We start from the raw sequence: 20391 nt of genomic DNA on the forward strand, positions 1-20391 counted from the left end.
TGTATGGAGTAGTGCAGGCAATGATCAATTCAGTCACGGAGACGGCTATGCCTGCATCGCCTTGTAATCGTATTTGTTGTTTAAACCACTCTGACGTCTGTTTAGGTTGTGGCCGTACTTTGCAGGAAATTAAAGACTGGCATAACGCCGATAGCACGCAAAAACTACAAATTTTACAAAACTCGCAACAACGTTTGGCTGCCAAACCCCAGTTTGACCTCAGGCATCCCGAGGTAACCCCTTCTGAATAGCCCGTATTAATCTGTCCGTCTGGCGACTTAATAAATTTTGCTGCAACAGGCTTTTTTTCTGCTGTTGTAGCAAAGCCCACTGAATATGCTCTGACACCAACTCATCACTCTGTGGTTGTTGTTGCTGTAAGGCTTCAATAATGGCCAAGTCAAAAGGCGCATTACCCAAGGCTACGGCAATATTCCGTTGCCAGCGTTGATAGCCGATTCGGCGAATAGCAGAACCTTCGGTGTATTTAAGAAATTCGGTTTCAGTCCAGCGCCATAAATCCAGTAAGGATTTATTCAGCCACTGTGGTCTGCGCTGGAAGTCCTGCTCTTGTGTGGTGTCTGCTGCTCTGTTGACAGGGCAAACCAACTGGCAATCATCACAACCATAAATACGGTTGCCTAATAAAGATCGGAATTCTTCTGGAATCGCGCCTTGTAATTCAATAGTCAGATAAGAGATACAGCGTCTGGCGTCCACAGTGTAAGGCGCGACTATGGCTTGAGTAGGACAAATAGTAATACAGGCGACACAAGCACCACAGTCACCGGTATGAACAGCATCAACAGGCAGGGGAATATCAACCAACAACTCGCCAAGGAAAAACCAGGAGCCCGCATCCTGGTTGAGTACCAGGCTATGTTTTCCTTGCCAGCCTAAACCAGCCTTAATCGCAAGCGGCCGCTCCAGAATAGGAGCTGAATCAACAAAAGGCCGAAAACCTAAAGCCCCTAACTCTTTTTCAATTCGTTCACCCAGTTGTTTTAAGCGGTTGCGAATGAGCTTATGGTAATCCCGGCCCAAGGCATAACGGCTGATATAGGCCATCGACGGATCGGCCAGATTAGCTGCAAATTGCGCATGTTCTGGCAGGTAATCCATTCGGGCGCTGATGACCCGGATAGTTCCGGGATGTAATTCGGCAGGGCGCGCTCTTTTCATGCCATGAGCGGCCATATATTCCATTTCACCATGAAAACCATCATCCAGCCATTGCTGCAATTTAGCCTCTTCCGATGCTAAATCTGTATCTGTAATACCTATCTGCTGAAAGCCAAGTTGTTGGCCCCAGACTTTTATTTGCTCTGCAAGATGCAGCCAATTGATGGTGCTGGTCATAGTAAGATCCGCTGATTTTCGCCACGCATTTTAGCATAAAAGCCGATCTGATTTTTGCTTTGACCTTTAAGCCGCCCCAAAGTCATTACAGTTGCAGCGAGAACTTGCAGGTCATGTCAGCCGCCATGTGCTTCAAGCTACTGAAGCGAGGGTATGTAGCCAACAACGCAACAGCTTCAAGTAGAAAGGAGAGAGAAAGAAACTGGCTGCTTTGCGCTGTTTTTGTTAGCATAGCGGCCAATTCATCTGCTGTACTTGAACAGCACGTGCGCTTATAAAATAGTTATGACTGAGATGACTCAGCTTAGGTACAGATGACAGCTAAAAGCTACATTTTTCATTTAGCGGATGAAGCCGCTACTTTGGCATTGGCCGCCTTGTTTTCACCTTATTTACGGCAAGGTGCTGTGCTCTATTTGCAAGGTGATTTAGGTGCGGGAAAAACCACCTTCAGCCGTGGTCTGTTGCAGGCTATGGGGCATCAGGGCAATGTAAAAAGCCCAACTTACACTTTGGTTGAGCCTTACAGTATTTGCGACCAGCAGGTGTTTCATTTTGATTTATACCGCTTGCGCGATCCGGAAGAGCTGGAGTTTATGGGCATTCGGGATTATTTCTCCAAAGGCAACTTGTGTTTGATTGAATGGCCAGAACGTGGCTATGGCTTGCTGGCTGAAGCAGATTTAGAACTGCAATTACAGATTGAGCAAAATCAACGTCAACTTCGAGTGACAGCCAATCAGTCACAAGCTGTGGTATGGATGGACGCTATCGATCTTCAATGGAATCAGGCTCAATGAGTCTGATAGTGCGGGTGTTTAGCCTGATGCTCTTGCTGCTCTGCAGCCACAGCTGGGCGGTGAACAGTGTCAAAGGCGTACGGATTTGGCATGCACCTGATAACACCCGACTGGTGCTGGATTTAGCGAATGCACCTTCACATAAAGTAAAACGCTTAAGTAATCCAAGCCGGTTGGAAATCGAACTGGCCGGCGTAAACAGCTTAAATATCGGCGCTGTCACTGGTGACTCTCCCTTAGTTAAACGTGTGTATGCCAGCCGCGCTCCAAGTGCTGCCACAGCCATAGTGATTGAACTGTCTTTCCCTGTCAGCGATAGCATTTTCTCTTTGCCACCTTCACCTCCATATGGCCACCGTTTAGTGGTTGATTTAAAAGCTCAGGGTGCTGCCTCGTCAGGCCATCAGGGCGCGCCAGTGACTTCAGTCACACCATCCACCCCTGCACCTGCTGTGTCTCAATCTGTTCCGTCAGCGTCACCAGGAGCAACAAATAGCAGAGCCACTGGCCGCGATATTATTATTGCTATTGATGCCGGTCATGGTGGTCAGGACCCTGGTGCTGTGGGGCCAAAAGGTACACACGAAAAAATCATTACTCAGTCTGTATCGCGGCAGTTAGCCGCCATGATCAATCAACAGCCAGGTTTAAAAGCTGTATTAACCCGTACCGGTGATTATTACATTCATCCGAACAAAAGACCTGAGATAGCAAGGCAAAAACAAGCCGATTTACTCATCTCCATTCATGCAGATGCAGTGCAAAACCGCAAAGCTCATGGTGCTTCGGTGTGGGTGTTGTCAATGCGTCGGGCTACTACTGAAGTGGGGCGGATGCTGGAGCAAACCGAACAACATTCTGAGTTGTTAGGAGGTGTCGCTGAAATTATCAAAGACTCTGCCAACGAGCGTTATCTGGCCCAAACCGTATTAGATTTATCGATGAATCATTCTATGGTCACAGGTTTTGAAGTGGCCAAAGAAGTACTACGTGAAATGTCGACCGTGGCGCATTTGCATAAAAAAGAGCCCCAGGCGGCCAGTCTTGCAGTTTTAAAAGCGCCTGATATTCCATCTATTCTGGTAGAAACCGGTTTTATCTCTAACTACAATGAAGAGCGTTTACTGAAAGACCCAAATCATCAGCATAAGCTGGCGCTGGCGATTTTCAGGGCTATTAAAGGTTATTTTGAGAAATCACCACCTGCAGATTCATTATTTGCCGCACATAAAAATAATGGTCGTTCTGTGCCTACTGTGATGCCCACTTCACAGAATAGATCAGCGACTGTGGCTAGCAATGGTCACCGCACTCATAAAGTAAAACGTGGTGAGTCTTTGTCCAGAGTGGCAAAACAGTATGGCGTCAGCATGGCCGAACTGCGTCGGCACAATAATCTGAAAAGTGACAATATTCTGATTGGTCAGGTGCTAAGGATCCCCTGATGCCTATCCAGATTTTACCTCCTCAACTGGCAAACCAAATCGCTGCAGGCGAAGTGGTAGAGCGGCCGGCTTCTGTTGTCAAAGAACTGGTCGAAAACAGCCTGGATGCTGGTGCCGATCAGATTCTGATTGAAATAGAGCGGGGTGGCAGTAAAAAAATCCTTATTCGTGACAATGGTTCAGGTATAGCTGAAGCAGAATTAGGCTTGGCTTTGAGCCGGCATGCCACCAGTAAAATTAGTTGTTTGGATGATTTGGAGCAAATTGTCAGCCTTGGATTCAGGGGCGAAGCTCTAGCCTCTATTAGTTCTGTCTCCCGCCTGACTTTAACTTCCAAGCCCGCAACTCAGGATAAAGCCTGGCAAGCCTATGCCGAAGGCCGTGATATGCAGGTGCAAATTAAACCAGCAGCTCATCCGGATGGCAGCAGTATTGAAGTACTGGATCTATTTTTTAATACTCCGGCGCGGCGTAAGTTTTTACGCAGCGATAAAACCGAGTTCGCCCATATTGATGAATTAGTTAAGCGCTTAGCCTTGAGCCGTTTTGACGTCAGCTGGACTTTAATTCATAACGGCCAGACAGTGCGGCAGTTGAAAAAAGCCGACAGTCGTGAAGCTCAGCAAAAACGAGTTGCCGCTTTGTGTGGTAAGAACTTTCTTGAGCAGGCCGCTTTTGTTGAAGTGGCATACGATGACTTAAAGCTTTGGGGCTGGGTATTGCAACCTTCAGCCTGTAAAGAGCAATTGCAATGTCAGTACAGCTATGTAAACGGCCGTATGATGAAGGATAAATTGCTCAATCATGCGATACGTCAGGCCTATGGCTCAATGCTAAGCGCTGAGCAGCAACCGGCTTTTGTGCTCTATCTGGACATCAATCCACGTCAGGTGGATGTCAATGTGCATCCTGCCAAACATGAAGTACGTTTTCATCAGGCCCGTTTAGTACACGACTTTGTTGCATCGGCTTTAACCAATGCTTTGCTGCAGTTAGAACCACAACAATGCAGTGTGCAGCTGACAGCTCCGTTGAAATCTGCGGCCTTTGTTATGCCGGAATTGCCTGCGCAGAGACAAGTGCAGCCATCAGCTCCAACACCTTCTTATGCGGCCCGACCTTCAGCTTATGCAGGTCAACCCTACAGACCAGCTGTGGCGCAACCTGTAGCACCAAGCTGGCCAGTTTTTGCTGAAAAAACTCAGCGAATGGAACAATCAGATCCTGTGGTACAACAGGAAGCTCTGATAAGCCAGAATCGTTATCTGCTGTGCTCTGTTTCAGATCAACTATGGGTCATCGATATAGCTGCCAGCGTTGCCAGATTATGGCTTGAACAAGGTGCAGCTCCTTTGCCTTTGTTAATGCCGGTGCGGTTAACGTTGCAACAGACAGAACAGCAGTTTTTGCTAAGCAAAGCGGATTTATTAAGCCAGCTGGGTTTTGATTTTTTAATCAATAACCAGACACTGATTGTCAGAGCTGTGCCTGCCTGGTTGCGTCAAAGTGCGGTAGCGCAGTGGTTACCTTTGTGGTTGCAAGGCTGGTTGCAACAGCAGGACCATCAACTGCTAAGCTTGTTACTGCAGCAGCTACTGAGTTCCGCTCTGTTGCCTGCTGAAGTTTTAATCAAAAATTTCCCACTGTTAAGCCAACAGGGGCCACATTGGCACGCCGTGCCGCTGGATTTAACAGCTTCTATTCAGGTATTACGGGACTCAGATGGATCCTAAAGTTATTTTCTTAATGGGACCTACTGCCAGCGGTAAAACTGCACTGGCTATTGATCTGTTCAACAGCATTCCGTCTGAGCTGATTAGTGTCGACAGCGCCTTAATCTATAAAGGCATGGATATAGGCACTGCTAAGCCTACAGCTGCAGAATTGCTGGATGCACCCCATCACTTAATTGATATTCTTGACCCTGCTTCCGCGTATTCGGCTGCAGATTTTCGCACTGATGCATTACGACTTATTGCTGATATTCACAGCAGGGGCAAAACTGCTATTCTGGTCGGTGGCACCATGTTGTATTTCCGTACTTTGCTTCAAGGCATATCGCCGCTGCCGGAAGCCGATCCGCAAATCCGACAGCAGATAGAAGCTGAAGCTGCAGAGCATGGCTGGGGATATTTGCATCAGCAACTGGCAGTGTTTGATCCAGTATCGGCGGCTCGTATTCACCCGAATGATCCACAACGAGTGAACAGAGCAGTGGAGGTGTACCGGCTGACAGGCAAAAGTTTAACTGAGCTGACAGAGCAAAAAGGCGAGCCTTTTCCCTATGCTGTGCAACAATTTGCTATCAATCCAACAGATCGATCTGAACTTCACCATCGTATTGCTGTCAGATTCCGGCAAATGTTAGATTCTGGCTTTGCCGATGAAGTGAAAATTTTAATGCAACGACCTGATCTGCATTTAGATTTACCGTCGATGCGTTGCGTAGGCTATCGCCAGATGTGGTTGCACCTGCAAGGGCAATTGTCTGAACAGGAAATGTTCGAACAGGGTATAGCTGCTACCCGTCAGTTGGCGAAACGGCAGCTGACCTGGTTACGTAGCTGGCCCGGGTTAAATTGGTTAAAAACTGAAGACAAACCGAGCGAAAACTTGCAAGCCGTTTTAACTTCGCTAAGCTAGTTGAAGATAATTGAAAAAAAGTTGTTATTTAACGACTTGAAAACAATATAATAATCCATACATAGAGAAACATAATTAGAAATAAGGAAAGCGAAAATGGCAAAGGGCCAATCGTTACAAGACCCGTTTTTAAATACATTAAGACGCGAGCGCATACCAGTGTCCATTTATTTGGTTAATGGTATTAAACTGCAGGGACAAATCGAGTCTTTTGATCAATTTGTGATCCTTCTGAAAAACACAGTCAGCCAAATGGTGTATAAACATGCCATTTCTACTGTAGTCCCAGCTCGAGCTGTCAATACTATGGCTAGCCATGGTACTGGTACAGGCGAGATGGACGAGATGGAATAACCAGGAATACTAAAGCTTGTTTGACAGCGATGTGGTGCCCGAGCAAGCAATCCTTGTGCATATCTATCTTTCACAAGACAGTGCCAGTGAAGATTTGCAGGAACTGGAAATGCTTGTTTCGTCGGCTGGAGTGCAATCACGTGCTGTGATGACTGCCAACCGTAGTACGATTGACGCCAAATTTTTTCTTGGTAGTGGCAAAGCGGCAGAACTAGCGCAAGCTGTCGCTGAGCTCCAAGTCGATCTGATTATTTTCAATCATTCTTTAACCCCAGCTCAAACCCGTAACCTGGAACTACTTTGTCAGTGCCGGGTTATTGATCGTACTACCCTGATACTGGATATTTTTGCCCAAAGAGCCCGCAGCTATGAAGGTAAGCTGCAGGTAGAGTTGGCACAGTTGAAGCATTTATCGTCGCGTTTAGTGCGTGGTTGGGACAATGCTGAGCGGCAAAAGGGTGGCATAGGCATGAGAGGGCCGGGTGAAACCCGGCTAGAAACTGACAGGCGTTTGCTACGTGATAAGATTACGGCACTTTTATTAAAGTTGGAAAAAGTCAGTAAGCAACGTGAGCAAGGCCGCAAAGCCCGGCAACGTGCCGAAATTCCTGTGGTGTCCTTAGTGGGCTACACCAACGCTGGCAAATCTACCTTGTTTAATCGTCTGACCAGTGCCGATGTGTATGCAGCCGATCAGTTGTTTGCAACCTTGGATCCCACCTTAAGGCAAGTAAAATTGCCTGAGTTTGGTTCTATTATTTTTGCAGATACAGTAGGTTTTATCCGGCATTTGCCTCATGACTTAGTCGCAGCCTTTAAATCTACCTTGCAGGAAAGCCGCGATGCCGACTTGCAGTTGCACGTGATTGATGTAGCCGACCAGCGTATGGCTGACAATATTAAGCAAGTGCAACTGGTGTTGCGTGAAATTGACGCTGATCAGGTGCCACAGTTATTGGTGTTTAATAAAATTGACCAGACTGAGCAGCAGGCCCGTATAGAATACAATGAACAGGCCGAACCCATAGCTGTATATATTTCTGCGAAGCAAGGTGTGGGTATCGAATTATTGCTGCAGGTGATCCGCGAGCGTTTGGCGGATGACTATATGCAACTGGAATTAAAATTGCCTGCTGATGCAGCGGCCTGGCGGGCGCGTTTACATGAATTATCAGCGGTTCAGACCGAATCTTTTACCGAGCTGGGTGAAACGCAAGTAAGAATAGCTTTATCAAAAGCAGAGTGGGCTCGGTTACTGAAACAAAGTGACGGACTGTTACAAAACTATATCGTCAGTCTTTAGTTTTTTATCGTCAGTACAGAGCTTTTTTTGATACATTAGTTTCAATATCACAATTAGAGATGGAGTGAAGCATGGCTTGGAACGAGCCGGGCAAGAACGGCAAAGACAACGACCCTTGGAAACAAGGCGGTCGTGATCAGGGCCCGCCCGATTTAGATGAAGTCTTCCGTAACTTAAGCAAAAAGTTCGGTGGTATCTTTGGTGGCAATAAAAACACCAGCAATAGTAGCAACAACAGCGGTGCTTCCGCCGCTTTGATATTAATTCTGGTCGTTGCATTACTGGTTTGGGCTTTTAGTGGTTTTTACACCATTAAAGAATCCGAGCGGGGTCTGATCCTAAGATTTGGTCAGTATCATTCTGAAGTGATGCCCGGTATTCATTGGAAACCGACGTTTATCGATACAGTGACTCCGGTTGATATCACCAGCGTGCGTTCATTACGTACTGATGGTTTTATGCTGACTCAGGATCAAAACCTGGTTCGTGTCACCTTTGAAATCCAGTATCGTGTGTTTGATGCCCGTGCTTACAAGTTCTCTGTAGTCGATGCCGACAGCAGCTTACGTGAAGCAACAGACGCAGCCTTACGTTATGTAGTGGGTCACTCCATTATGGATGACGTACTAACCAAAGGTCGTGAAGTGATCCGCCAGAATACAAGAACTGAGCTGGAGCAAATTATTTCACCTTACGCTATGGGGTTACAGTTGGTTGATGTCAACTTCCGTGATGCCCGTCCACCTGAAGAAGTGAAAGAAGCTTTTGATGATGCCATAGCGGCTCAGGAAGATGAGCAACGTTATATCCGTGAAGCTGAAGCTTATGCTCGTGAAATCGAACCTCGTGCCCGTGGTCAGGTTAACCGCATGATGCAGGAAGCCGAAGCGTATAAGCAGCAGATACTGCTAAAAGCTCAGGGTGAAGTGGCTCGTTTTGAAAAACTGTTACCTGAATACTTGGCTGCTCCACAAGTGACCCGTGACCGTATGTATTTAGAGACGATGGAACAGGTTTATCGCAACAGCTCCAAAGTATTGGTTGATGTGAAAAATGGTAATAACATTATGTATTTACCTCTGGACAAAATGATTAATAACAGCGGCGATGCTAAAGCTCCTGTGATGAATCCATTAGCGCCAAGCAGCAGAACCAACACCAACGACAGCAGAACTCCTGATCTGCGTCCTGAAACAAGCCGTGCTGACAGCACCAGAACTGGCAGAGGTTAAGTGATGAAAAATTTAGTATTAGCCTTAATTGCTATCCTGGGTATTGTTGTAGTGTCTTCTGTCTTTGTTGTCCCGGAAGGCGAACGCGGTATTGTGATCCGTTTTGGTAAAATTCAGCGTGATGATGCAGAAGCTGTCAGAGTGTTTGAACCAGGTCTGCATTTTAAAATGCCGCTGATTGAAAACGTTCGTAAGCTCGATGCTCGGATCCAGACCTTGTCTGATCCATCGTCAGATCGTTTTGTAACGGCTGAGAAAAAAGACTTGTTGGTTGACAGTTATGTGAAGTGGCGTATCTCCGACTTTGGTAAGTATTTCTTATCCACTGGCGGTAATTTGTCACAAGCTGAAGTGCTGTTAAAGCAATACATCAACAACGGTTTACGGACTGAGTTTGGTAGCCGTACCATTCAGGAAATAGTGTCGGGTGAACGTACTCAACTGATGCAACGAGCGATGGAACAGGCTGATGCCGGTGCAAAGGAGTTAGGTATTGATGTGCTTGACGTTCGGGTGAAGAAAATCAATTTACCTGACGAAATCAGTAACTCTATTTTCCAGCGTATGCGTGCTGAGCGCACTGCAGTGGCAAAAGAACACCGCAGCCGTGGTATGGAGCAGTCTGAGATTATCAAAGCAGATGTGGATGCCCGAGTGACTATTATGGTGGCTGACGCTGAGCGTAACTCCCGTACTGTGCGTGGTGAAGGCGATGCTTCTGCAGCTAAAGTTTATGCAGAGGTGTACAGCAAAAATGGTGAGTTTTATAGCTTCGTTCGTAGTTTAGAGGCATACAAAAACAGCTTCCAAAACCAAAACGACGTAATGGTAATCCAACCAGACAATGACTTCTTTAAATACATGAAGTCGGATAAAGTGCAAAACTAAACTGACAACAGTGTTGTTTTGTTTAAATAGAAAAGGCCCTGTTGGGCCTTTTCTATTTAAACTACTTTCGGTTACTCTGCCTGTGTCTTTCGTAAGGATCTTCCTATGTATCAGCAGTTTTATCAGCACTTTTTAAAAGCCAACCCGGGTAAACAACATTTTGCCTGCCACTCCCACCATTATTGGCCTGACGTGACTCGTGACGCTACCTTGGCGTACTGGGATGATAGCGCGAGATTAGTAGATGATAAATGGGAGCTGGTGTTTGGCGAAAAAGTGCCTGCGGTACAACAACATATAGCCCGTATTTTAAAGCTGCCTGACGCAGCACAAATTGTGTTTGCGCCTAATACCCACGAATTTGTTATGCGGTTATTAAGCTGCTTTGACTGGTCAAAACCTCTGACCGTGGTCACTACAGACAGTGAGTTTCATAGCTTTCATCGTCAAATCAACCGTCTATCTGAATTAAATACAGTTAATGTGATTCGGGTGCCCACTGAACCTTTTGCTACTTTGCCAGAGCGATTAGAAGCCGCAGTGGCTGCTCAGCACACAGATTTGGTGTTTTTCAGTCAGGTGTTTTTTAACTCTGGCGTCGGTATTAAAGACTTAACTGCATTAGTTCAGGCGTTGGATAAAGTCACAGATGCTATGATAGTGGTCGATGCTTACCATGGTTTTATGGCTGTGCCGACTGATTTATCTACTATAGCAGATCGGGTTTTTTATCTGGCTGGCAGTTATAAATATGCCCAAGGTGGGGAAGGTTGCTGTTTTATGGCTGTGCCAAAAAGCAGTGAACACAGACCCATCTACACAGGTTGGTTTGCTGAATTTGGTGAACTGGCGCAGGCCAAACAAGGGCAAGTGCAATACGCCAACAACGGCTATCGTTTTGCTGGTGCTACTATGGATTGCTCGGCTTTATACCGTGTATTGGCAGTCTTTGAGTTGTACCAACAGCAAGAATTGACAGTGGAAAAAGTGCAGGCCTATATCCAAAGCCTACAGCACTCTTTCCTCTCTATATTAGATGAAATACAGCATCCACAGCTAAATCGAACTCATCTGTTGGATAAACAAAACCAGCAACAAGGCCAGTTTTTAACTTTTCGTTTTGCCGCTGAGGACGTTGCCCGTATTGCTGCTGTATTAAAACAGCAGGGCATCATCACGGATTATCGGGGGGACAGACTACGTTTTGGTTTTGCTTTGTATCACAATGCTGCAGATTACAACTTAAGTTGCCTGAAGGATATTGGTTAAATGGCTGACTACTGGTGGGCTGCTTTAGGGCTGGTTCTGATCATTGAAGGTTTGGGTCCTATGTTTTTTCCGAACCGATGGCGTGCATACCTGCGGAAAATTGCAGATCAACCTACAATACAGATGCAACAGCTGGGTGGTTTTTTGGTGATAGCCGGAGTTTTACTGCTGATTTTCTTTGCGCCTTAAGCTTTTTTTGCCCCTTTAGTTGTTGAAAAAGAACCAGAAAGAAAATATCTGGTTTTTTTTTCTTAATCGCGCTGAACTTTGGTTGTTAATTTGGTAGAATCCCCGCCTAATTTTTCTCCATGATGTAGGAACCATGGCCAAAAACGTTGTCGTACTCGGAACCCAATGGGGTGACGAAGGAAAAGGAAAAATCGTTGACTTGTTAACAGACAAGGCAAGCTATGTGGTGCGCTATCAAGGCGGCCACAATGCCGGTCATACGTTAGTCATAGACGGTGAAAAAACGGTATTACATTTGATCCCATCAGGTGTTTTACGTGCAAACGTGAAATGTGTGATAGGTAACGGTGTAGTGTTATCCCCTGAAGCTTTATTAAAAGAGATGGCCATGCTGGAACAGAAAGGTGTTCCGGTGAAAGAGCGTCTATTGTTGAGCGAAGCTTGTCCGTTAATCCTGCCTTTCCATGTGGCTTTGGATAAAGCGCGCGAAGTAGCCCGTGGCGATAAGCCAATTGGTACTACAGGTCGTGGTATTGGTCCAGCCTATGAAGACAAAGTAGCGCGCCGTGGTCTGCGTGTAGGTGATTTGTTTAATCCTGAATTATTTGCTGAAAAGCTGAAAGTTCTGATGGATTTGCACAACTTCACTTTAACTCAGTACTACAAAGTGGATGCTATTGATTTCCAAACTACTTTAGACAACGCTTTAGCTATAGCTGATGTGTTAAAGCCTATGGTCGTAGATGTGACCGATTTACTGGATAAAGCCCGTAAAGCCGGTAAAGAAATCATGTTTGAAGGTGCCCAGGGTACTTTATTAGACATTGATCACGGTACTTACCCTTATGTGACTTCATCTAACACTACCGCTGGTGGCGTAGCTACTGGTGCTGGTTTTGGCCCACGTTACTTAGACTATGTGTTAGGTATTGTGAAGGCTTATACCACCCGTGTTGGTTCAGGCCCCTTCCCAACAGAACTGAGCTGTGAAGTTGGTGAACATTTAGGCGTCAAAGGCCATGAGTTTGGCGCAACCACTGGCCGTAAGCGCCGTTGTGGTTGGTTTGACGCTGTTGCTGTGAAACGTGCTGTGCAGTTAAACAGTATCTCTGGATTCTGCTTAACCAAGCTCGACGTTTTAGACGGCTTAAGTGTTGTGAAAATTTGTACTGGCTACCAGGCTGCTGATGGTTCTATCACTGATGTGCCACCAATGGCTGCTGAAGGCTATGAAATCGTCACCCCGGTATTTGAAGAAATGCCAGGCTGGACTCAAAGTACTTTTGGCGTACAAAAGCTGGAAGAATTGCCAGTTGAAGCTCGCAACTACATTACTCGTCTGGAAGAGATTACGGGTGTACCTATTGATATTATTTCAACAGGCCCGGATCGTATTCAGACCATCACGCTGCGTCACCCATTTGCCGTTTAATCTGCGGTAAGTAGAAAAAAACGCTGCCATGTGCAGCGTTTTTTGATCCTCGTCGTACTTGCTGCCGCAGCGTTGTTGACGGCACGTCTTCGCCCCAGTCACATAGGACTACTATGCTCCTGGGGACTCAAACGATTGTCGCCTAGCTGCAACAGCAATTACTTAGAGGATAGATATGTCGTACTTGCTGCCGCAGCGTTGTTGACTGCCTGATTTTACGGAAAGTGGCTCGACCCAGTCACATAGTGAACTATGCTGCTGGGGACTCGAACTATTGTCGCCTAGCTGCAACAGCAATTACATAGAGGATAGCATTCATTATGGTCCTTGTGTCGTAGGCTATTTTGCTGTGGCGAACTAAACAGGATATGCTGGTGTCAGAACACCGTCTTTTGCGATGGCCTGATTTTTGTATGTTTTTTATCTATCAGTCGTTGGCTATAACCTGGGGTAACTATGAAGTTTTGTTTTTTAGTCCTAAGTTCAGTCCTTGTGCTACTTGGTTTGCCTGTTAAAGCGCAACAAGTTTCTGTAGTACAGCTTTATACACAGGATGAGCTACTAGATTTAATTAAGCAAAATACCCATTTGCAACGGGTGCAAAAAGATGATTGCCAGTTGGTGAGCGATATTCAGGCCAGAGCAGATGTGATGAAAGTGCCAGCCTATCAATTTTTATATGGTGATATGCTGGCATTTGGCGTTTGTGTGAAAAAAGACGTTGAACGTGGTTGGGATTTAATGCAACAAGCAGCATCTCAGGGTCTACCTGAAGCATTGGAACAAGTAGGGCGTTATCATCACATTGGTCGTTTTGTTCAGCAAGACAACAGCAAAGCTGTGTTATATCTGCGTGAAGCCGCAGGCTTGGGCAACTTAAAAGCGCAAATGCGTTTTGCCCAAATGCTGATTAAAGGCGACGCCAGTCCACTGGATATGGAAGATTGTTACCGTTGGCTGCATCACTCAGTGATCGCCGACACCAAAACGCACCAAGAGGTGCAACAGCTGTTAGCTCAGCTGGCGACTAAAATGCCGGGTGCTGCGCTAACGAGGGCCAAAAGGCCATTGTAGTGAAAAATTCACCTGCGACTGCTACACTGCAGGCTGAATTAGTGAAAAAGAGAAAACATGACGGTCAAAGATCCGCATCTTGCGCGTGAGCAAGAAAAATATGAAAACCCCATCCCTAGTCGGGAATTTATCCTCGAACACTTAAAGCAGCGGCAACAACCTGCCTACTTTGAAGAGTTGGCCGCTGAATTAAAGCTGACAGACGATGAAGCGCTGTTTGCGCTAAAAAAACGTCTGCGCGCCATGGAACGTGACGGCCAGTTGCTGTTTAACAAAAGCAAACGCTATGGTCTGGTCGACGATCTGGATTTAGTCAAAGGTACTGTATTAGGTCACCGTGATGGTTTTGGCTTCTTAAAGCTGGAACAAGGTGGGCCAGACTGGTTTATTCCTAACTTTGAAATGAAACGTCTGCTGCATGGCGACGTGGTGCTGGCATCGAAAAGCGATTTTGCCAGCCGCGATAAAGTGGAAGCCCGTATAGTCCGCATTTTAGAAGCCCGTAATGAACCTATAGTAGGCCGTTACTTTAAAGATTTTGCTTTAGGTGTTGTGGTACCAGACGATCCACGTCTGAGCCAGGATATTGTAATACCACCAGGTGAAGAAGGCGCGGCGCGTCATGGTCAGGTGGTGTTGGTTGAAATCAGCCAACGTCCAAGCAAAAGAGTCAATGCAGTAGGCAAAGTCATCGAAGTACTGGGCGAACATATGGCGCCTGGTATGGAAATTGAAATCGCTATTCGTAACCACCAGCTCCCCCACGAATTTTCCAAAGCTGTTGAACAGCAAGTGGCAGGTTATGGCACTGAAGTACCAGTAGAAGCCAAAGCAGGTCGCGTTGATTTGACCCAATTGGGTTTAATCACCATAGATGGTGAAGATGCCCGTGACTTTGATGATGCAGTGTACTGTGAACGTAAAGCCGATGGCGGCTGGCATTTATGGGTTGCTATTGCGGACGTAAGTGCTTATGTACTGCCTGATACTCCGCTGGATAAAGAAGCGCTGGACCGTGGTAACTCGGTGTATTTCCCGGACCATGTGGTTCCTATGCTGCCTGAAGTGTTATCCAACGGTTTATGTTCACTGAATCCGCATACAGACCGGCTTTGTTTTGTTGCTGAAATGCACATCAGCAAACAAGGCAAACTGGATGAGTATCAGTTTTATGAAGCTGTGATGCACTCCAGTGCCCGTCTGACCTACAACAAGGTTCACGCCATTTTAGAAGGCGATCCTAAGTTACGTCAGCAGTATGAAGCTAATTTAACCAATATCGACAACCTGTATTCGCTGTATAAACAAATGGCGAAAGTACGGGCTGAACGTGGTGCTATTGAATTTGAAACGGTCGAAACCCGTTTTATATTTAACAGCCATCGTAAAATTGAACAGATAGTGCCAATTCACCGTAACGAAGCGCATAAGATCATTGAAGAATGTATGATTTTAGCCAACGTGTCGGCTGCTAAGCTGATTGAAAAACATGAGGCTTTTGCCTTGTTCCGTGTGCATGAGCGCCCGGATGGCGATCGTTTTGCTAACTTCAGACGTTTCCTTGCTGAATTAGGTATTGAAGCTAATCTGCCGGTGGAACCAACACCTCTGGATCTGATGCTGACTTTGCAAAAACTGCAGGACAGACCGGACAAAGAGCTGATTGAAACCACTATGCTGCGCTCTATGAAGCAGGCTGTGTATCAGGGCGACAACTTAGGTCACTTTGGTCTGGCGTTAGAAGCTTATGCGCACTTTACCTCGCCTATTCGTCGTTATCCGGATCTGGTATTGCACCGTGCTATTAAAGCCATTCTGCAAACTCAGGGTCAGAAAGTCACTGGGCCTAAAGGTTACACTGAAAAACAAATTCATCCTTTGGGTGAACAATGTTCGATGACGGAGCGCCGTGCAGACGATGCAACGCGTGAAGTAGCGGACTGGTTGAAATGTGAGTATATGCAGGATCACATTGGCGATAGCTTCAAAGGTGTGGTGTCGACTGTGACTAACTTTGGTTTGTTTGTCCGTATCAGCGACTTGTATATCGAAGGTTTGGTGCACGTCACTTCGCTTCAGAACGACTATTACCACTTTGATACCGAACGTCAGGTGCTGAAAGGCGAGCATAGCAATGTGCAATACCGCATGGGCGATCTGATTGAAGTTAAAGTGCTGGCTGTGAACTTGGAAGCGCGCAAAATTGATTTAGGCATAGTCGGCATGGAAAAACGCACGACCTCAAATCGTAAAATCAGTGCCAGCAAAAAAGCCGCTATGACACCAGCGGAAGAAAAAGCCTCGATGCGCAAAAAAGGCGCCCGCAAAGCCGGTGTTGAACAAACTGCTCCGGCTAAAGCGGGCAAGAAACCAGCGGGTAAAAAGCCTGCCGCGAAAAAACCAGCGGGTAGCAAGCCAGCTGCAAAGAGTCCTGTAGCGAAAAGTCCTGCGGGCCCAAGACCTGGCAAAGCACCGCGTAAGCGTAAGTAGCTAAGTAACAACAGCAAGACCTTGGTGTTTTTGCTACACTAGCGTCAAGTTTAACTGAGCCCGGTCCTGCCGGGCTCGGTCATTTTCAAAGAGGTTGCGATGAGCGCAGATTTTGTATTTGGTATTCATGCGGTAAGTGCGTTATTTGAACGTGCGCCGGAAGATGTTCTTGAACTTTTTATCTTAAAAGACAAAGACGATCAGCGTTTACAGCCTTTGCTGAAATTCGCCCGTGATTTTGGCGTGTCAGTGCAGTACTGCAACCGCAGAGCTTTGGATGAAAAGGTCAATGGTGCGCAGCATCAGGGCGTAGTGGCAAGAGCCCGGGCTCAGCAATCAGGTAATGAGCAGGATTTAGCCCGTATTATCGCTGAGCAATCCAGTCCTTTTATTCTGATTTTAGATGGCATTACCGACCCGCATAACTTAGGCGCTATTTTACGTAGTGCCGATGCAGCAGGCGTGCATGCAGTAGTGGCGGCAAAAGACAGGTCAGTCAAGGTCACGCCTGTGGTGCGTAAAGTGGCCTGTGGTGCTGCCGAAGTAGTGCCTTTTATTACGGTGACTAACTTAGCCCGCACTATTCGCGAGTTAAAAGACGCTGGTATTTGGGTGGTGGGCGCTGCAGGTGAAACTGACACTACGATTTATCAAACCAAGCTGAATGGCCCTTTGGCAATAGCTTTAGGCGCTGAAGGCGATGGTTTACGTCGTTTAACCCGCGAGCTCTGTGATTCGCTGATGAAGATCCCTATGTTTGGTTCTGTCTCGAGCTTAAACGTATCTGTTGCGACTGGTATCTGCTTATTTGAAGCCGTGCGTCAGCGCCAGTAATCTGATGGGGGTCAGGCCTGACCCCCATTGTTAACCCTGACTTAAAAGGGCTGGATCTAATAACTGTTCTAACTCAGCTCTGCTGTAACTGGTTTGCTCCACTGCGACATCAATGACTGGTCGCTTTTCTTTGTAAGCCTGCTTGGCAATATCTGCTGCTTTTAAATAACCAATCAATGGATTCAGTGCAGTCACCAGGATTGGGTTGCGCGACAAAGCCTCGTTTATCTTGTCTGTTTGCACTGTAAAACCCGCTATGGCTTTGTCACCTAAGGCAGAGCTTGCTGAATTTAACAGCTCCAGGCTTTGTAAGATGTTATGGGCTATGACGGGTAACATCACATTCAGCTCGAAGTGACCGGATTGGCCTGCCACTGTAATAGTGGCATCGTTGCCAATCACTTGGGCCGCCACCATTGCCACCGCTTCAGGGATCACAGGGTTCACTTTGCCCGGCATAATGGAGGAGCCTGGTTGCAAAGCCGGCAGGGCTATTTCGCCTAAACCTGCCAGTGGGCCTGAGTTCATCCAGCGTAAGTCATTGGCTATTTTCATTAACGCCACTGCCAGTACTTTAGTGGCACCTGACAAAGCCACAATAGAGTCTTGTGAGCCTAAACTGAAAAAGAAGTTGGAGCTGGGTTTGAATTTTAGACCTGTCTGGTCGCTTAGTTTCTGACAAAACAAGGCCGCAAAATCCGGATGGGCATTAATACCTGTACCCACAGCTGTGCCGCCCTGAGCCAACGCTAATACTTGTTGTTGAGCAAACTCCAGTTGCTGCCGTGCATGGGCAATTTGGGCCTTCCAGCCGGATAACACCTGCGCAAAAGTCACAGGCATCGCATCCATTAAATGAGTGCGGCCAGTTTTGACTATATGACCCACCTCTTGAGCTTTAGTCGCTATTACAGCTTCCAGCCTGGTCAGCGTCTCAATCAACTGATGGTTGGCAACCGCAGCACTTAAATGAATGGCGGTTGGGATCACATCATTGCTGCTTTGGCCCAGATTAATATGATCGTTGGGGCTAATAGCCAGGCCTGAATTTTTGCTGGCTAAGGTGGCCAGCACTTCGTTCACATTCATATTGGTGCTGGTGCCAGAGCCGGTCTGAAACAGGTCTATAGGGTAGTGCGCCATATCCAGTTCGAGCCGTTGTTGCTCAGCGGCCATATTGATCGCCGAAGCAATCGCTGGTTCCAGTAACTTCAGCTCAAGATTGGTAGCAGCTGCAGCTTGTTTCACCCGCAGCACGGCCTTAATAAAAGCCGGAGGCATAGTCAAAGTGCTGATTTGAAAGTTATCCAAAGCGCGTTGGGTTTGTGCCTGATATAAGGCCTCTGCCGGTAATTGCACGTCCCCCATACTGTCGCGTTCTGTTCTAAAGCTCATGACTTTATTCCTGTTTATTTCTTGCTCAGTTGGAAATGTTATGGGGGCTTTGCCGTTAAATAGCAATATCGCCAAGGAATTGCTGCCATAGCCTGATAAAAATCTGTGCTGCTGCTTGTTTTAGCAGCGAGAAACCCCTAGAATACCGCCCCTTCGGCCATCCAGAACGTTCCTTGCCTCTATGCGAGTCTGGCCGAGCTCACCCGAGGCTAACTAACCGTAAGGAGCTACAATGCGTCATTACGAAATCGTGTTTATGGTTCACCCAGATCAAAGTGAACAAGTTCCAGGAATGATCGAGCGTTACACTGGCGCGATCAAAGAAGCTGGTGGTTCAATTCACCGCTTAGAAGACTGGGGCCGTCGTCAATTAGCTTATCCAATCGAAAAGCTGCACAAAGCTCACTATGTTCTGATGAACGTAGAAGCGCCACAGGCAGTAATTGACGAGCTGGAAACTAACTTCCGCTTCAACGACGCTGTATTGCGTAACCTGATCATGCGCACTAACACTGCCGTGACTGAGCCATCACCAATGGCCAAGGTACGTGACGAACGTCGTGACCGTGCTCCTCGTGATTCAGATGAGCTGGTAGCAAACGACGAGTAATTTGCAGATGGACAATAGCCTGGTCGTGACTGGCACTATCTGCCGTCAGGTCGACCATAGCGAAAGTCCGGCCGGTATTCCTCACAGTTATTTAGTGATTGAGCACCAATCGGTGCAGCAGGAAGCCGGTTTTAACCGTCAGGCTTATGTCAGACTACAAGTAGTCTGTGCCGGAGCCGGGTTAGCGCAACAAACTCACAATTTGAAACTGGGAAACAAAGTTCGGGTGACAGGTTTTTTAAACCGCCACCAGAGCCGCAGCGGTCAGTCTAAACTGGTGCTGCATGCCCAACAGATTGAAATATTAAGTTAGGAGAAATTTCATGGCTCGTTATTTCCGTCGCCGTAAATTCTGCCGTTTCTCTGCAGAAGGCGTGATTGAGATCGATTACAAAGATACAGCTACGTTAAAGAATTATGTCACTGAAAGTGGCAAAATTGTCCCAAGCCGTATCACTGGTACCAGCGCTAAGTATCAACGTCAATTAGCTCGCGCCATCAAACGCGCACGCTACCTGGCCTTGTTACCATACAGCGATTCACATAGCTAACAGCGACTGGTTAAACCGTATACAGAGAGGGTATTACAATGGAAATTATTCTGTTGGACAAAGTCGCTAACCTTGGTGGTTTAGGCGACAACGTAACTGTTAAATCTGGTTATGCTCGTAACTTCTTATTCCCACAGGGAAAAGCAGTTCCAGCTACCAAAGCTAACATCGAAAAATTTGAACAGCGTCGTGCTGAGTTAGAAGCCAAACTGGCTGAAACTTTAGCAACTTCTCAAGCTCGTGCTGAGAAGATCGCTGCTCTGGCTGAAGTGACTTTAGCTTCTAAAGCTGGTGACGAAGGCAAATTGTTCGGTTCAGTTGGTACACGCGATATCGCTGATGCTATCACTGCTGCAGGTGTTGCAGTAACGAAAGCTGAAGTGAAGTTACCTAACGGTACTATCCGTGAAACTGGCGAATTCGACATCGCACTGCAGTTACACGCAGAAGTAACAGCTACTATCAAAGTAGTAGTGGTTGCTGAGGCTTAATAAGCCTTTTGGGCACACAGTTTTGTGTGCCC

General features: G+C 46.8%; 21 protein-coding genes. 19 read left to right on the top strand and 2 right to left on the bottom strand.

Features of this window, described 5'->3' with window-relative positions; translation table 11 throughout:
* Nucleotides 1-20: 20 nt before the first annotated feature.
* Entirely contained in the window at nt 21-251 is a 231-nt protein-coding gene (locus EMM73_RS03800) for a DUF1289 domain-containing protein (RefSeq protein ID WP_261373318.1), read from the top strand.
* Here EMM73_RS03800 and queG read toward each other — a convergent pair.
* Nucleotides 220-1359 (bottom strand): tRNA epoxyqueuosine(34) reductase QueG, encoded by a 1140-nt coding sequence (gene queG / locus EMM73_RS03805; RefSeq protein WP_127685130.1) that lies wholly within the window; start codon nt 1357-1359, stop codon nt 220-222. The two genes, EMM73_RS03800 and queG, sit on opposite strands and share 32 nt — an antisense overlap.
* A gap of 314 nt (nt 1360-1673) precedes the next feature.
* Between queG and tsaE the strand changes: the two genes are divergently transcribed.
* From tsaE to rlmB, 14 genes are all read left to right on the top strand, one after another.
* Nucleotides 1674-2159, top strand: a complete 486-nt coding sequence (gene tsaE / locus EMM73_RS03810; protein ID WP_127685131.1) for a tRNA (adenosine(37)-N6)-threonylcarbamoyltransferase complex ATPase subunit type 1 TsaE — start codon at nt 1674-1676, stop codon at nt 2157-2159.
* Complete coding sequence (locus EMM73_RS03815; RefSeq protein WP_127685132.1) at nt 2156-3604, top strand: N-acetylmuramoyl-L-alanine amidase; 1449 nt, start codon at nt 2156-2158, stop codon at nt 3602-3604. Before tsaE ends, EMM73_RS03815 begins: the two co-directional genes overlap by 4 nt.
* Complete coding sequence (gene mutL, locus EMM73_RS03820; protein ID WP_127685133.1) at nt 3604-5337, top strand: DNA mismatch repair endonuclease MutL; 1734 nt, start codon at nt 3604-3606, stop codon at nt 5335-5337. The genes EMM73_RS03815 and mutL overlap by 1 nt, the downstream gene beginning before the upstream one ends.
* A complete protein-coding gene (gene miaA, locus EMM73_RS03825; protein ID WP_127685134.1) occupies nt 5327-6247 on the top strand; it encodes a tRNA (adenosine(37)-N6)-dimethylallyltransferase MiaA in 921 nt (306 codons plus the stop codon). The genes mutL and miaA overlap by 11 nt, the downstream gene beginning before the upstream one ends.
* A 96-nt stretch (nt 6248-6343) precedes the next feature.
* Entirely contained in the window at nt 6344-6601 is a 258-nt protein-coding gene (hfq, locus tag EMM73_RS03830) for an RNA chaperone Hfq (RefSeq protein ID WP_053423891.1), read from the top strand.
* A 16-nt stretch (nt 6602-6617) separates the two neighbouring features.
* On the top strand, nt 6618-7904 hold the full coding sequence (gene hflX, locus EMM73_RS03835; protein WP_127685135.1) for a ribosome rescue GTPase HflX: 1287 nt from the start codon (nt 6618-6620) through the stop codon (nt 7902-7904).
* Between the two features lie 71 nt (nt 7905-7975).
* Nucleotides 7976-9136 carry an FtsH protease activity modulator HflK gene (gene hflK, locus EMM73_RS03840; RefSeq protein WP_127685136.1) on the top strand — a complete coding sequence of 387 codons (1161 nt, stop codon included), beginning with the start codon at nt 7976-7978 and terminating at the stop codon, nt 9134-9136.
* 3 nt (nt 9137-9139) lie between these two features.
* A complete protein-coding gene (hflC, locus tag EMM73_RS03845; RefSeq protein ID WP_127685137.1) occupies nt 9140-10024 on the top strand; it encodes a protease modulator HflC in 885 nt (294 codons plus the stop codon).
* 105 nt (nt 10025-10129) lie between these two features.
* Nucleotides 10130-11293: an aminotransferase class V-fold PLP-dependent enzyme gene (locus EMM73_RS03850; RefSeq protein WP_127685138.1), complete on the top strand. Its 1164-nt coding sequence runs from the start codon at nt 10130-10132 to the stop codon at nt 11291-11293.
* The gene (locus tag EMM73_RS03855; RefSeq protein WP_127685139.1) at nt 11294-11482 is read left to right on the top strand and encodes a DUF2065 domain-containing protein; all 189 of its coding nucleotides are present in this window, start codon (nt 11294-11296) and stop codon (nt 11480-11482) included.
* 133 nt (nt 11483-11615) lie between these two features.
* Entirely contained in the window at nt 11616-12914 is a 1299-nt protein-coding gene (locus EMM73_RS03860) for an adenylosuccinate synthase (RefSeq protein WP_127685140.1), read from the top strand.
* Nucleotides 12915-13370: 456 nt separating this feature from the next.
* On the top strand, nt 13371-13988 hold the full coding sequence (locus tag EMM73_RS03865) for a tetratricopeptide repeat protein (RefSeq protein ID WP_127685141.1): 618 nt from the start codon (nt 13371-13373) through the stop codon (nt 13986-13988).
* Nucleotides 13989-14045: 57 nt separating this feature from the next.
* Nucleotides 14046-16478: a ribonuclease R gene (gene rnr / locus EMM73_RS03870; RefSeq protein WP_127685142.1), complete on the top strand. Its 2433-nt coding sequence runs from the start codon at nt 14046-14048 to the stop codon at nt 16476-16478.
* A gap of 99 nt (nt 16479-16577) precedes the next feature.
* Nucleotides 16578-17312 carry a 23S rRNA (guanosine(2251)-2'-O)-methyltransferase RlmB gene (gene rlmB / locus EMM73_RS03875; protein ID WP_127685143.1) on the top strand — a complete coding sequence of 245 codons (735 nt, stop codon included), beginning with the start codon at nt 16578-16580 and terminating at the stop codon, nt 17310-17312.
* A gap of 30 nt (nt 17313-17342) precedes the next feature.
* On the opposite strand, the gene EMM73_RS03880 is transcribed toward rlmB, so the two are convergent.
* Nucleotides 17343-18707, bottom strand: a complete 1365-nt coding sequence (locus tag EMM73_RS03880) for a class II fumarate hydratase (RefSeq protein ID WP_127685144.1) — start codon at nt 18705-18707, stop codon at nt 17343-17345.
* 232 nt (nt 18708-18939) lie between these two features.
* Between EMM73_RS03880 and rpsF the strand changes: the two genes are divergently transcribed.
* The 4 genes from rpsF to rplI are packed head-to-tail and all read left to right on the top strand — an operon-like array spanning nt 18940 to nt 20359.
* Complete coding sequence (gene rpsF, locus EMM73_RS03885) at nt 18940-19317, top strand: 30S ribosomal protein S6 (protein WP_008899550.1); 378 nt, start codon at nt 18940-18942, stop codon at nt 19315-19317.
* Nucleotides 19318-19324: 7 nt separating this feature from the next.
* On the top strand, nt 19325-19630 hold the full coding sequence (gene priB / locus EMM73_RS03890) for a primosomal replication protein N (RefSeq protein ID WP_127685145.1): 306 nt from the start codon (nt 19325-19327) through the stop codon (nt 19628-19630).
* Nucleotides 19631-19640: 10 nt separating this feature from the next.
* The gene (gene rpsR / locus EMM73_RS03895; protein ID WP_008899548.1) at nt 19641-19868 is read left to right on the top strand and encodes a 30S ribosomal protein S18; all 228 of its coding nucleotides are present in this window, start codon (nt 19641-19643) and stop codon (nt 19866-19868) included.
* Between the two features lie 38 nt (nt 19869-19906).
* Complete coding sequence (gene rplI / locus EMM73_RS03900) at nt 19907-20359, top strand: 50S ribosomal protein L9 (protein WP_127685146.1); 453 nt, start codon at nt 19907-19909, stop codon at nt 20357-20359.
* Nucleotides 20360-20391 lie beyond the last annotated feature (32 nt).

It is taken from the genome of Rheinheimera sediminis (genome assembly GCF_004005375.1).
Classification (GTDB): Bacteria; Pseudomonadota; Gammaproteobacteria; order Enterobacterales; family Alteromonadaceae; genus Pararheinheimera.

What these genes read in the sequence shown, in the direction of transcription:
- priB (WP_127685145.1), top strand. Translation starts at nt 19,325, where the DNA reads ATGGACAATAGCCTGGTCGTGACTGGCACTATCTGCCGTCAGGTCGAC.
- EMM73_RS03850 (WP_127685138.1), top strand. Translation starts at nt 10,130, where the DNA reads ATGTATCAGCAGTTTTATCAGCACTTTTTAAAAGCCAACCCGGGTAAA.
- rplI (WP_127685146.1), top strand. Translation starts at nt 19,907, where the DNA reads ATGGAAATTATTCTGTTGGACAAAGTCGCTAACCTTGGTGGTTTAGGC.
- EMM73_RS03860 (WP_127685140.1), top strand. Translation starts at nt 11,616, where the DNA reads ATGGCCAAAAACGTTGTCGTACTCGGAACCCAATGGGGTGACGAAGGA.
- mutL (WP_127685133.1), top strand. Translation starts at nt 3,604, where the DNA reads ATGCCTATCCAGATTTTACCTCCTCAACTGGCAAACCAAATCGCTGCA.
- EMM73_RS03865 (WP_127685141.1), top strand. Translation starts at nt 13,371, where the DNA reads ATGAAGTTTTGTTTTTTAGTCCTAAGTTCAGTCCTTGTGCTACTTGGT.
- queG (WP_127685130.1), bottom strand. Translation starts at nt 1,359, where the DNA reads ATGACCAGCACCATCAATTGGCTGCATCTTGCAGAGCAAATAAAAGTC.
- rpsF (WP_008899550.1), top strand. Translation starts at nt 18,940, where the DNA reads ATGCGTCATTACGAAATCGTGTTTATGGTTCACCCAGATCAAAGTGAA.
- rlmB (WP_127685143.1), top strand. Translation starts at nt 16,578, where the DNA reads ATGAGCGCAGATTTTGTATTTGGTATTCATGCGGTAAGTGCGTTATTT.
- EMM73_RS03815 (WP_127685132.1), top strand. Translation starts at nt 2,156, where the DNA reads ATGAGTCTGATAGTGCGGGTGTTTAGCCTGATGCTCTTGCTGCTCTGC.
- EMM73_RS03855 (WP_127685139.1), top strand. Translation starts at nt 11,294, where the DNA reads ATGGCTGACTACTGGTGGGCTGCTTTAGGGCTGGTTCTGATCATTGAA.
- hflK (WP_127685136.1), top strand. Translation starts at nt 7,976, where the DNA reads ATGGCTTGGAACGAGCCGGGCAAGAACGGCAAAGACAACGACCCTTGG.
- hflC (WP_127685137.1), top strand. Translation starts at nt 9,140, where the DNA reads ATGAAAAATTTAGTATTAGCCTTAATTGCTATCCTGGGTATTGTTGTA.
- miaA (WP_127685134.1), top strand. Translation starts at nt 5,327, where the DNA reads ATGGATCCTAAAGTTATTTTCTTAATGGGACCTACTGCCAGCGGTAAA.
- EMM73_RS03800 (WP_261373318.1), top strand. Translation starts at nt 21, where the DNA reads ATGATCAATTCAGTCACGGAGACGGCTATGCCTGCATCGCCTTGTAAT.
- EMM73_RS03880 (WP_127685144.1), bottom strand. Translation starts at nt 18,707, where the DNA reads ATGAGCTTTAGAACAGAACGCGACAGTATGGGGGACGTGCAATTACCG.
- hfq (WP_053423891.1), top strand. Translation starts at nt 6,344, where the DNA reads ATGGCAAAGGGCCAATCGTTACAAGACCCGTTTTTAAATACATTAAGA.
- rpsR (WP_008899548.1), top strand. Translation starts at nt 19,641, where the DNA reads ATGGCTCGTTATTTCCGTCGCCGTAAATTCTGCCGTTTCTCTGCAGAA.
- rnr (WP_127685142.1), top strand. Translation starts at nt 14,046, where the DNA reads ATGACGGTCAAAGATCCGCATCTTGCGCGTGAGCAAGAAAAATATGAA.
- tsaE (WP_127685131.1), top strand. Translation starts at nt 1,674, where the DNA reads ATGACAGCTAAAAGCTACATTTTTCATTTAGCGGATGAAGCCGCTACT.